Annotated in this window: 11 protein-coding genes and 1 pseudogene; 8 read left to right on the top strand and 4 right to left on the bottom strand. The window is 68.9% G+C overall.

Annotation, left to right across the window (positions count from 1 at the left end):
• The 6 genes from HUU94_RS04875 to HUU94_RS04850 form a co-directional block, all read left to right on the top strand.
• A partial coding sequence (locus HUU94_RS04875; RefSeq protein ID WP_302480182.1) for an ATP-dependent helicase C-terminal domain-containing protein occupies positions 1–621 on the top strand: 621 nt, incomplete at its 5' end.
• Positions 622–652: 31 nt separating this feature from the next.
• On the top strand, positions 653–952 hold the full coding sequence (locus HUU94_RS04870; RefSeq protein ID WP_174273977.1) for an NADH dehydrogenase ubiquinone Fe-S protein 4: 300 nt from the start codon (positions 653–655) through the stop codon (positions 950–952).
• Positions 953–1013: 61 nt separating this feature from the next.
• Complete coding sequence (locus HUU94_RS04865; protein WP_174273976.1) at positions 1014–3302, top strand: FdhF/YdeP family oxidoreductase; 2289 nt, start codon at positions 1014–1016, stop codon at positions 3300–3302.
• The gene (gene mobA / locus HUU94_RS04860) at positions 3299–3823 is read left to right on the top strand and encodes a molybdenum cofactor guanylyltransferase (RefSeq protein ID WP_174273975.1); all 525 of its coding nucleotides are present in this window, start codon (positions 3299–3301) and stop codon (positions 3821–3823) included. Before HUU94_RS04865 ends, mobA begins: the two co-directional genes overlap by 4 nt.
• An 88-nt stretch (positions 3824–3911) precedes the next feature.
• Positions 3912–4583 (top strand): YbhB/YbcL family Raf kinase inhibitor-like protein, encoded by a 672-nt coding sequence (locus HUU94_RS04855; protein WP_438827104.1) that lies wholly within the window; start codon positions 3912–3914, stop codon positions 4581–4583.
• Positions 4583–6061 (top strand): ArnT family glycosyltransferase, encoded by a 1479-nt coding sequence (locus HUU94_RS04850; RefSeq protein ID WP_174273974.1) that lies wholly within the window; start codon positions 4583–4585, stop codon positions 6059–6061. The genes HUU94_RS04855 and HUU94_RS04850 overlap by 1 nt, the downstream gene beginning before the upstream one ends.
• Here the strand turns inward: HUU94_RS04850 and HUU94_RS04845 are convergent.
• Positions 6043–7374, bottom strand: a complete 1332-nt coding sequence (locus HUU94_RS04845) for a lipopolysaccharide biosynthesis protein (protein ID WP_254601963.1) — start codon at positions 7372–7374, stop codon at positions 6043–6045. The two genes, HUU94_RS04850 and HUU94_RS04845, sit on opposite strands and share 19 nt — an antisense overlap.
• Before the next feature lie 106 nt (positions 7375–7480).
• Between HUU94_RS04845 and HUU94_RS04840 the strand changes: the two genes are divergently transcribed.
• Entirely contained in the window at positions 7481–8704 is a 1224-nt protein-coding gene (locus HUU94_RS04840; protein ID WP_254601962.1) for a hypothetical protein, read from the top strand.
• A gap of 48 nt (positions 8705–8752) precedes the next feature.
• Positions 8753–9664, top strand: coding sequence for a glucosamine inositolphosphorylceramide transferase family protein (locus HUU94_RS04835; RefSeq protein ID WP_174273973.1), 912 nt, complete (start codon positions 8753–8755; stop codon positions 9662–9664).
• Here HUU94_RS04835 and HUU94_RS04830 read toward each other — a convergent pair.
• The 3 genes and pseudogenes from HUU94_RS04830 to HUU94_RS04820 all read right to left on the bottom strand — a co-directional run.
• On the bottom strand, positions 9661–10740 hold the full coding sequence (locus tag HUU94_RS04830; RefSeq protein ID WP_174273972.1) for a glycosyltransferase family 4 protein: 1080 nt from the start codon (positions 10738–10740) through the stop codon (positions 9661–9663). The two genes, HUU94_RS04835 and HUU94_RS04830, sit on opposite strands and share 4 nt — an antisense overlap.
• On the bottom strand, positions 10740–11819 hold the full coding sequence (locus HUU94_RS04825) for a glycosyltransferase (RefSeq protein WP_174273971.1): 1080 nt from the start codon (positions 11817–11819) through the stop codon (positions 10740–10742). Before HUU94_RS04825 ends, HUU94_RS04830 begins: the two co-directional genes overlap by 1 nt.
• Positions 11820–11861: 42 nt before the next feature.
• A pseudogene (locus HUU94_RS04820) lies at positions 11862–12135 on the bottom strand (hypothetical protein); the annotation flags it as partial.

The raw sequence follows: 12135 nt of genomic DNA, 5'->3' as shown, positions 1-12135 counted from the left end.
CGCGGCCCGGACCCCTCGCCCGACCGCGCCGCGATCGAGACCCTGCTGGTCGAAGGCGTGCGCGCGCACGGGCTGGCGCCGCTGCCGTGGGACGAGGCGGCACGATCGCTCCGCGCGCGCGCCATGTTCTTGCCCGCGATCGACCTTTCGGACGCGACGCTGCTCGCGCGACTCGACGAATGGCTCCCCGCGATCGTCTCGGGCAAGCGCCGGCTGGCCGATATCGATCCGCACGCGCTCCGCCAGGCGATCGAAAATCTGCTCGACTGGGATCAGCACCGCGCGCTGGAGGCCGCCGCCCCGCCCGCCTTCATCAGCCCGCTCGGCACCCATCACCCGATCGATTATGCGGCGGAGGGCGGCCCGGCGGTCGAGCTGCGCGTGCAGGCGCTGTTCGGGCTGGCGCGGCATCCTCATGTCGGCGCGACGCCGCTGGTGCTGCGCCTCACCTCGCCGGCCGGGCGGCCGATCCAGACGACGCGCGACCTTCCCGGCTTCTGGCAAGGGAGCTGGGCGGCGGTCGCCAAGGAGATGCGCGGCCGCTATCCCCGCCACCCCTGGCCTGACGATCCCGCCGCCGCCGCGCCGACCTTGCGCACCAAGCGCGCATCGGGCCCTTGACCGCGCCACGCGAGGCGATAGGCATGCCGCGATGGTCGAAGCCCGCATCCGCCAACGCGCCAAGAGCAGCATGCAATCGGGGCGCGCCAGCGAAGGCGCGTGGATCCTCGAATATGAGCCCGCCGAGGCCAAGCATCCCGATCCGCTGACCGGCTGGGCGGGATCGGGCGACACGCGCGAGCAGGTGCGCCTCGGCTTCCCAACGCTGGACGCCGCCAGGGACTATTGCGCGCGCCACGGCCTCGCCTTCCACGTCACCGCCGGGCAGGCGTCGCGGACGCTCAAGCTCCAGACCTATGCCGATAATTTCAAGGGGCCGGATCTCTTCTAGCGGTCCGTGGCGTTTTGACCGTGGAGCCATGGCGGAGCGCCGTCCCGACGAAAGGCCCAAGATGAGCGACGATACCGAGACCGTCCATTACGATCATCCGATCGGCGGCTGGGGATCGGTGCGCGGCATGACCGAGACGCTGCTGCGCGAGCGCAACGGCCCCGGAATCGCGACCGCGCTGCTGCGCCAGAACAAGGCGGACGGCTTCGCCTGCGTCTCCTGCGCATGGGGCAAGCCCAAGGAGCCGCACGGCTTCGAATTCTGCGAGAACGGCGCCAAGGCGACGATGTGGGAGATCACCACGCGCCGCTGCGAGCCCGGCTTCTTCGCCCGGCATACGGTGAGCGAGCTCAAGGGCTGGCGCGATTACGACCTCGAACAGCAGGGCCGGCTGACGCATCCGATGCGCTACGATCCGGACAGCGACAAATATGTCCCCTGTAGCTGGGAAGAGGCGTTCGCCGCGATCGGGCGCGAACTGAAGGCGATCGATCCCAAGCGCGCGGTCTTCTACGCCTCGGGCCGCGCCGCGCTGGAAACCTCCTATCTCTGGGCGCTGTTCGCGCGCGCCTATGGGCACAACAATCTGCCCGACAGCTCGAACATGTGCCACGAGACGACCTCGGTCGCGCTCAAGAAGCTGATCGGCGCGCCGGTCGGCACCTGCGTGTTCAGCGATTTCGAGCAGTGCGACGCCATCTTCTTCTTCGGCCAGAACACCGGATCGAACAGCCCCCGTATGCTCCATCCGCTCAAGGATGCGGTGCTGCGCGGCTGCAAGATCGTCACCTTCAACCCGGTCAAGGAGCGCGGGCTGGAAGTCTTTCGCGATCCCCAGAGCCCGGTCGAGATGCTCGGCGGCGGCAGCACGAAAATATCCTGCCAATATCATCAGGTGAAGGCGGGCGGGGACATCGCCGCGCTCGTCGGCCTCGCCAAGCATGTGCTCGTCGCGGAGGACGACAAATGGGCGCGCGAGAAGCTCCACGTCCTCGACGTGGATTTCATCGAGCAGCATACCGACGGCTTCGACGTCTTCGCCGACAAGGTGCGCGCGACCCCCTGGGAGGAGATCGAGGCGCAATCCGGGCTGACGCGCGACGCGCTCGACCAGGCGGCGCAGGTCTATATCGAAGCCCGGAAGACGATCGGCATCTACGGCATGGGGCTGACCCAGCACGTCCACGGCTTCGACAATATCGCGATGTTCGTGAACCTGATGCTGATGAAGGGGAATATCGGCCGCGACGGCGCGGGCATTTCGCCGGTGCGCGGCCATTCCAACGTCCAGGGCCAGCGCACCGTCGGCATCACCGAAAAGCCCGAGCTGGTGCCCAACGACAAATTGCGCGCGCTGTTCGGCTTCGATCCGCCGACCGAGGAGGGAATGACAACCGTCAAGGCGTGCGAGGGGATCATCGCGGGCGAGGTCAAGGCGTTCATCGGCCTCGGCGGCAATTTCCTGCGCGCCATCCCCGATCAGCTTAAGGTGGAGGAAGCGTGGACTCGCATGCGCCTCACCGTGCAGATAGCCACCAAGCTCAACCGCAGCCACCTGATAAACGGCGAGATCGCCTATCTGCTGCCCTGCCTCGGCCGGATCGAGAAGGATGTGCAGGAAACCGGCGCGCAGACCGTGAGCATCGAGGATACGTTCAGTTGCATCCATGCCTCGCGCGGGCGGCACAAGCCGGCGGGCGGGCATCTGCTCTCCGAGGTCGCGATCGTCGCGGGGATCGCCAAGGCGACGCTGGCGCCCGATCCCCGCCTCGCCTGGGATGCCTGGACGGGCGACTATCGGCTGATCCGGTCGCTGATCGAGAAGACCTATCCCGAGATGTTCTACGATTACGAACGGCGGATGACGACGCCCGGCGGCTTCTACAAGGGCAACAGTGCGCGCGATCGCGTGTGGAAGACCGAGAAGGGCAAGGCGATCTTCACGACGCCCGAGCGTCTGTGCGCCACCGGGTTCGAGGATGAGGAGGGCCGGCTGCGGCTGATCACCTTGCGCTCCAACGATCAGTTCAACACGACGATCTACGGTTTTTCGGATCGCCCGCGCGGGATCGAGGGGACGCGGATGGTGCTGCTGATGAATCCCGCCGAGATCAGGCGGCAGGGGCTGACGGCGGGCCAGGAAGTGACGTTGCTCGGGGACGCCGAGGATGGCGCGCACCGCGAGGTCGGCGGGCTCATCGTCACGCCCTTCTCGCTGCCCGACGGCTGCGTCGCGGGCTATTATCCCGAGCTCAATCCGCTGATCGCGCTCTCGCACCACGACCGGGAATCGCACACCCCGGCATCGAAGGCGGTGCCCGTGCGGATCAAGGCGATGGCGTCGGCTTGAAGCCGCGGACGCTCGGCGCGATCCTCGCGGGCGGGCGCTCGACGCGCTTCGGATCGGACAAGGCGCTGGCGCCGCTCGAAGGGCGGCCGCTGATCTTGTGGGTGGCGGAGGCGCTCGCGGCGCAATGCGACGAGATCCTGATCTGCGGACGCGAACTGGCGGGCTATCGCTGCGTGAAGGACCGGCCAGGTCCCGATCTGGGGCCGCTCGGCGGGCTGGCGGCGGCGTTGCACGACGGACGCGCGCGCGGCTTCGATCAGGTGCTGAGCGCGCCGTGCGACACGCCGCGGCTGCCGCCCGATCTTTCGGGGTTGCTGGCGGGTGAAGGCGCCGCGTTCGTCGGCGCGACCCCGGTGATCGGCTTGTGGCCGATCGCGCTGGCGGAGACGATCGACGCCTTCGTGCGCGACGATCCCAAGCGATCGATGCGCGGCTGGGCGGCGGTGGCGGGGGCGCGATCGATCGATCTCCCAACCGCGATTCCCAATCTCAACACCGCCGCCGACCTCGCGCGGCTGTAGCCCCGCTATTTGGGCAACGGCGCGGCGCTCTTCGGCTCGTGGACACCGGGGGCATTTCGCGGGTTGAGCCGCTACGAGGAGATCGACGATGCTCGAACATGTCCCCGCATGGCTGGGCGGATTGCTGCGCAACGTGCGCGCCGGCCACGCCAAGCTGCTCGCCGCCGATCCCGATCTCGGCGCGTTCGACGCGACGCTGTCGCTGACCAGCCCCGCCTTCGCCAGCGAAGCCAGGATGCCGCCGCGCTTCACCGGCGACGGCGAGGGCGTCTCGCCTCCGCTCGTCTGGAGCGCGCCGCCGGAGGGCACCGCCTGCTTCGCGCTCGTCGTCGAGGATCCCGATGCGCCGCTGCCGCGGCCGATCGCGCATGCGGTCGTCTGGGGTCTTCCCGCCGACGCGCGGCAGCTCGCGGAAGGCGCGATCGGGCGTGACGGCGCGGGTGCGCCCGACGGGCGCGACGTCGGGCGCAACAGCTTCTTCGGCGAGGGCTGGCTACCCCCCGATCCGCCGCGCGGGCATGGCAGCCACGATTATGTCTTTCAGCTCTTCGCGCTTTCCGAACAGCCCGGCTCGGCGAGAGCCCCGGCCGCGCGGCGGTGGCCAAGGCGATCGCGGGCAAGGTGCTGGCGGTGGGGCTGCTCGTCGGCACCTATTCGCGCGAGGAGGAAGCGCCCGTCGGCCCGATCGGCTCGCCGAGCCCCGCCTGACGGCTCCGGGCTTGATGCGGCGAGCCGGTCTCGCCAACAGCCATATGCATGATGAACGAGAAGATCACCGGCGCCCGCTGGCATATGGCGTTGGCGCTATCGGTCGTCGCGACCTTCGCGATCCGCAGCCTCTATTTCGGTGATCCCGTCGTCGATGCCGACGAGCAATTCTATCTGCTGACCGGCGATCGGCTGCTGCACGGCGCCTTGCCATATGTCGATATCTGGGATCGCAAGCCCGTCGGGCTGTTCCTGCTCTACGCGGGAATCCGATTGCTCGGCGGCGACGGCATCTTGGCGTATCAGCTCGTCGCCGCCGGCTTCGTCGCGGCGACCGCGATCGTCATCGCCACGATCGCCCGACGGATCGCAGGCGCGGGCCCGGCGATCGTCGCGGCGATCGCCTATCCGCTGGCGATCGGCTGGTCGGGCGGAATGGGCGGCCAATCGCCGGTCCTCTACAATCTGCCGATGGCGGCGGCGGCGCTGCTGATCGTCGGGCTGCTGGAGGATAGGCCCCGCTCCGGTTCGCTGGCAGCGCGCGGGACGATGGCAATGCTGCTCGTCGGCACCGCGATGCAGATCAAATATTCGGCGCTCTACGAAGGGATTTATTTCGGGCTCGCCCTGCTGTGGATCGGTTGGCGCGGACGGATCGGTATACCAAGGCTGGCGGCCTGCGCGGGTCTCTGGATCGCGGTCGCGCTGGTGCCGACGCTGCTGGCCTTCGCGGCCTATGCCGCAATGGGGCACGCGCAGGCGTTCGTCTTCGCCAATTTCACCTCGATCCTGCTCCGTCATAACGAAAGCGCGGCCTATCAGGCGCTGGCGCTCGCCAAGATGCTCGCGCGGCTCTCGCCGTTTCTCGTCGCGCTGCTGGCGGGCGAGATATTGCGCCGAAGGCAGAGCGCTTCGCCTACGCCCGTCGTTCGCCGCTTCGTCCTCGGCTGGGCGGGCGCGGCGTTGATCGGCATCCTTCTGTTCGGCAATTATTTCAACCATTATGCTCTGCCCTGGATGGTGCCGCTGGCGATCGCTGCGGCACCCGCCTTCGCGCTCCGCCCCCGGGCGCTGGGCATCGCGTTCGCGGCGGTGGTGCTGGCGGCGAACGGCATCGCCTACGGGCTGACGTGGCAGCGCATCCTCCATCGCTCGGGCGACCGGGCCTATGCCGAGCGGATCGCCGGCACGATCCGCGCGCATCTCGGCGCCGGCTGCCTCTACGTCTTCAATGGCGAGCCGATCCTCTATCATCTCACGGGCTCCTGCCTGCCGACCCGCTGGCCCTTCCCCTACCATCTCTCTTTCCGGCGCGAGGCGACAGCGCTCGGCATCGATCCGCTGGCGGAAGTGAGGGCGATCATGGCGCGGCGGCCGAGCGTGGTGGTCGATACGATCGACCCGACCGATCCCGACGTGAACCGCGCCGCGCAGGCGATCGTGCGCGCCGATCTCGCCCGCCATTACCGGCCCGTGGCCGCCTTCCGCCTGCGCCGGGACATCCGCATGGTCTATGCGCGGCTGCGCTGACGCCGCAACTCGCGCTCGAACAGCCAGCCGAGCAGGATCGCGGCGACCGACGCCTGGAGCAGAATGTGCCATCCGGCGCCCAGCAGGCCGATCTGGATCAGCAGCAGCGGCAGGATAGGATAGAGCAGCAGGCTCGTCACCGTGGTGATCGCCACCAGCCATCCCGGCCGCCCGATCGCCGCGAGCCCGGAAACCAGCGGCGCGCTTGCCAGCGAAAGCCCGCGCGCCGCCGCGACCGGCAGCAGCAAGGCCGCGCCCACCGCGAAGCCGCTGCCTCCGATCAGCGCGAGGAAAGGCCTGCCGAAGATCGCCAGCGCCACGGTGATCATCACCGCGATCGACAGCGCCAATCCCGCCCCCCGCCACACCGTCCGCCGCAGCGCGGCGACATCGCCCCGCGCAAAGAGATCGGCCAGTACCGAATAGCTCGCCTGGCCGAGCAGCACCGCGGGCTGCGCGAGCACGTTGGTCGCGCGCTGCGCCAGCGCCAGCATCCCCGCGGCGGCTGGACCGAGCAGCCAGCCCACCGTCAGCGGCGCGAGATTGGGGGCGAGTTCGCGCAACGTGATATCGGTGTTGGCGGCGAGGATGAAGCGGCCGAAGCCCGGCTGGCTATGACGCCAGGGCCCCAGCAGCCGCTCTCCGGTGAGCCGATGCCAGCTCGGCAGCGCCATGACCCACAGCGCGATGCCCTCGATCAGCAAAGACGCCAGCCAGACCAGCAGAAAGGCGATCAGCCCGCCGCCGAAGAACAGCGCCAGCAGCGATCCGATCAGCCGCACCAGCGGGTTCACCATCTGATGCAGCCCGATCAGATCGAAGCGGCCGGCGATCTGGAGGAGCCCCTGCGGCGTGGCGCGCACCGTGCCGATCACGCCGAGGCTGAACGGCACCGCGAAGGCCTGCGCGGCCGGCGACCAGCCGAGCCGGGGGCCGACCAGCGGCACCGCCAGGGCCGCGAGGACGATCGCGATCATCCCGCAGCCGAGCTCGATCACCGCCATGAAGCGGATGATCCGCGCCAGCTCGGCCCGATCGCCGCGCTCGCGCGCGATCGCGCCGTAGCGGACGACGCCGTGAAAGCCCGAAAAGGCGATCAGCACCCCGATCAGCGTCGCATAGGCGCTGACCAGCACCAGCACGCCATAATCATGCGGCCCCAGCCGATGCGTGACGATGACGAGATAGACGAGGCTCATCACCCCCGCCCCGGCCTTCCCGCCCAGCAGGTGGCCGAGGTTGACGAGCACGCGGATCAGCCCCGCCGACGCGCCATCCTGCGGCGAACGGGTGGCGGGGCGCGGCGCGGGCATCTTGCGTCTCTACGCGGGCCCAGGGTATTTTGCAGCCGCCGTGGAACCATCGCAAAAAATGCTTGCCGCAGATGCGGTTTCCTCCGGTCGGCGACGTCTACCTTCCATGCGGATAGGCTTCCTCTTCAATCACGATCAGATCCACCAGGTCGCGCACGCGCTGCCCACCGCGCTGGCGATGATCGCCGAGCATCCCGATGCCGAAGTCGTAATCGCGGCGACAAACGATCGCCTGAGGCAGGAAATCATCCGTCTCGCGGCGCGCGGCGGCCGGGAAGTCACCGTCAGGCTGCTCCGATTGCGGCGCGGATCGACGCGGTTGCTCGCCCGCCTGTTCGACAAGGCATTGCCGATCACCAGGCTCGGCATCTACCGCGACAATCTCGATTTCTTTCGCGGCCTCGACGCGCTTGTCGTCGCCGAGAAGACCTCGCTGCTGCTCAAGTCCCGCTACGGGCTGAACGATCTCAAGCTGATCCACACGCGCCACGGCGCGGGCGATCGCGCGATCGGGTTCGACAAGCAGAGCGCGCGCTTCGATCATGTCCTGGTTTCGGGCAGGAAGGTGCGCGATCGGCTGGTGCGCGACGCGGGCCTCGAAGCCGATCAGCTCAGCACGATCGGCTATCCCAAGTTCGATCTGATGCCCTCGCCGCCGCCGCGCCTGCCGATGCAGCGCAATGGCCGCCCGACCGTGCTCTACAATCCACACGTCTCGCCGCACCTGTCCTCGTGGTTCAAGCATGGCCTGGCCGTGCTGGAATGGTTTGCGGCGCATCCCGAATATAATCTGATCTTCGCGCCGCACGTCATGCTGTTCCACCGACCATTTGTCCTGACGATCGACAAGTTGCGGATCGATCGCGTCGGCGCGATCCCGGCGCGCATCGCCAACGCGCCCAATATCCACATCGATCTCGGCAGCAGCGCCTGCACCGACATGACCTATACCGCCGCCGCCGACATCTATCTCGGCGACGTCAGCAGCCAGGTTTATGAATTCCTCCACCGGCCGCGCCCGTGCCTGTTCCTCGATAGTCACGCCGTCGACTATCGTGGCGACGCCAATTACAGGCATTGGCAAGCGGGCGAGGTGATCGGCGATCCTGCCGAGCTGGGCGATGCGCTGGGTCGTGCGTTTACGAAGCATGATTATTATGCCCGCATCCAGCGCCAGCTCTTCGACGAAAGCTTCGCGCTGACCGCCGAGCCTTCGGGCAAGCGCGCCGCGCGCGCGATCATGGGCGTGCTCTCGCCGGTAGCACCGGTCGAGCTGTTCCCGCAGCCGCGGATCGCCGCCGCAGCCGACGGCGACCGCGCGGTCGCCTGAAAGCCTCGATCCTCGCGATCCGGCGCCTGATCGCCTAAACCGAGCGGCATGGGCCTTCGCAAGGATATCTGGCGCCCCGCGATCGTGCGCGCGCCGCTCTCAGAGATTCTGGAGCGCGGGGGCATCGAGGGGCTGCCCTTCGTCTGGCTGCCCGAAAGCAAGCCCTTCTGCTTCCTTGCCGATCCCTTCGGTCTATGGCGCGACGAGCTGCTGCACGTCTTCGTCGAGACCTATGATTATCGCGTGCGGGTGGGTGCGATCGAAGTGCTGCGCTACGACGCCGATCTTGTGCTGATCGATCGCGAAATCGTCCTTTCCGAGCCGTGGCATCTTTCCTACCCCTTCGTCTTCGAGGCGGATGGCGAGACATGGATGCTTCCCGAGGCGCATCGCTCGGGCAAGCTCACGCTCTACCGCGCCGATCCCTTCCCCCATCGCTGGATCGCTGAAGCGGTGATCGAGCTCGATCATGTCGCGGTCGACGCGACCCCGATATTCTTCGAAGGCCGGTGGTGGCTGTTCCATGCTTCGGCCGACAATGAGCCCGACAAGACCGGGGCCCTGTTCGCCGCCTTCGCCGATCGGCTGACCGGCCCGTGGACGCCCCACCCGGCCAACCCGATCCGCCGCGATATCGCCAGCACGCGGCCGGGGGGTACGCCGATCGTGAGGGACGGGCGGGTCATCCTGCCGGTGCAGGATTGCGCCCGCACCTATGGCGGCGCGATCCGGCCGCTGCGGATCGAACGCCTGGATACGGCGCATTTCACCGCGGATGCGGGCGCGGCGATCGTGCCGCCCGAAGCGATGGCGCCCTATCTGGAAGGACTGCACACGCTCGCCGCCGCCGGCGACGTCACATTGGTGGACGTGAAGCGTAGGGTGCTTTCGCCTCATGGCCTGGCGATCGAGGTACGCCGTCACGGCCGCCGCCTCGCGTCGCGCGCGTGGCGGCGCTAGGCGCGCTGCATGGCACGCAGACGCGCGACGATGGCGCGGCCGATATCTTCGAACCGCTCGGCGGAAAAGCGCCGCAGCAGGCGATCGCGCCCGGCCTCCCCCATCGCCGCCAGCCGATCGGGCCGAGACAGCAGCGCGTGAAGCGCATCGGCCAGCGCAACGGGATCTCGCGGCGGCACCGTTGCGCCCGTGACGCCCTCGACGATCGAGAAGGGCAGCTCGCCCACCGCCGACGCGAGCACGGGCAGCCCCGCCTGCATCGCCTCATGCGCGGCGACGCATAGCCCCTCCGATCGCGAAGGCTGGAGATAGAGGTGCCGCGTCGCCAGCCAGTCGCGCGGACGTTCGGTATAGCCGATCAGCCGCATGCTATCGATCCCGAGTGCTGCGGCGCGCGCCTCGAGCATCGCACGCTCGCTCCCCTCGCCCGCGATGCTGATCTCGAAGGGCACGTCCAGCGGCGGCAGCAGCGCCAGCGCTTCGACCAGTTCGGCATAACCCTTCACGGGGTGCAGCCGCCCGAGGCTGCCGACGCGCACCGTCGTGCCCGGACGCCAGGGCGCGGCGCGCGGCGCGGCGGGATCGGCGCGGAAGATGGGCCAGCAGACCAGCCGCTCCTCCGGTATCTCGAGGCGATCGCGGGTCAACGCGGTCACCGATTCGGAATCGCCGATCCAGAGTTGCGACAGCGATCGCAACGCGCGCAGCAGCGCGCGGTTGGCGGGCTTGAGGAAGGCGGCGTGCTGCCAGCTCACCACCGGAACGCGCCGCCGCGCGCCCACGATCTGCCCCAGCAGCGTCGCGCGGGTCAGCGATGTCCAGATGTGGGTCGGGCGAAGGAGGCGCACTTGCGCATCGAGCCATCGCAACGCCGCGACATGATCGCTCTCGCCACCCGCGCGCACGATCAGCCGGGTATCGGTCGCTTCGATCGCAGGACCCGCGCGGCCGTCGCGGCGAGTGAGCGCAAGTACGATAACCTCGGCTCCTTCGCTTTGCAGAAAGCGGGCGATCGTCGGCACGGGCAGCGCAGCGCCGCCGCCCTCGATCGAATTGATGATGTAGGCGATCCGCATCAGCGCACCGGCGCGTCGAACAAGCCGAGGTAGGCGCGCGCCACCGGACCGATGCGGTGCCGCTCGACCGCGTCGGCGAGCAGCGCCGGATCGGGCGGGGGAGACTCCAGCATGCGCGCGATCGCCGCCGCCATCGCGATGCTGTCGCCGATCGGGACGGTGACACCGAAACGATCGTCGGTGAGCAGTTCATGCGTCGCGGGCGTACACTCCGTCGCCACGACCGGCCGGCCCGCAGAAAGCGCCTCGATCACCACCGCCGCATAGCCTTCGAAATGCGAGGACAGCACGAACAATCGCGCGGCATCCAGCATCGGACGGATGTCCTGCACGAACCCCGGCAGCACGACCCGATCGGCGACCCCCAGGCTTGCGGCGAGCGCCGCGAGCCGCGCGCGCTCCGGTCCTTCGCCGGCGATCACCAGCCGCGCATCGTCATCGAGCCGCGCGAAGGCCGTAATCAGATCCTGAAACCCCTTCTCACGCACCAACCGCCCCGCCGCCATGATCATACGGCCGCCCGCCGCGATCGGCGGCGGCAAGGCATCCTCCAGGGCCGGCAGGGGGATTGTGCGGACGCGCACGCCGGGCAGCAGCGCCGCCGCCTCGCGCCGCGCCTGCTCCGAAAGCGTCACCACCGTGTCCGCACGCCTGAGCAGCCGCCGCATCCGCCAGCGATAAAAGAGGTCGCGCAACCCCCGCCGCTGCGGCTTGCGGATCGCGGCGCTCACCTGCGCGATGATATGCGGGCGGACCGTGCCGGCCAGGCCCGCGACCGGCGGGATCGCGGGCCAGTGGAAATTGCCGGGAATGAAACAGGCGGCGTGCGGCTCGCCTTGCAGGAAAGCGGCGGCGGCGCGCCCGAGCCTCAGCCTCGATCCGTGCCCCCGCACGATCCTGCCGGGCGCAACGACGATCCGAACCGCCGCCCCCTCGATCAGCCCGGCCAGCGGCCCCTTCGCCTCCCCGCAGAAGATCGTGACCGCGCGGCCCTCGGCGCTCCACGCCCGCGCCAGCCGCAGCGCGATCCGCTCGGTCCCCCCAAGCGCGAAATCCTGGAGAATGATACAGATCGACAAAGAGACGGGCGCGCTCAGGCGGAAGCCTCCGCCGTCACGGAATCAGAGGCTGGCCACCGCCGTGACAGCCGGCGCGGCGCGCTCGAGCCGGTAGAGCGCGGTGTAGCCGATATGATCCGAAAGCATGCGGCCATGGGAGTCCGGTCCGAAAGGCACCTCGATTGCCTGCGGACGGATACGCGTGCTCGCGCCATCGGCATAGACCTGCCAGTCCTTGCCGTGGCGATAGACGGCCTCGGTCGCGGCACGGGCATCGAGCGTGCAGCCCGCGCTCCGATCGAGGCAGGTGGCGAGCGCGGTGCGCGTCGGCGCGCTG

The sequence above is a fragment of the Sphingomonas bacterium genome, assembly GCF_903644055.1.
Classification (GTDB): domain Bacteria; phylum Pseudomonadota; class Alphaproteobacteria; order Sphingomonadales; family Sphingomonadaceae; genus Sphingomonas_I.
Note: the sequence above shows the minus strand (reverse complement) of the source record. Positions and strands in the feature narration are given on the sequence as shown.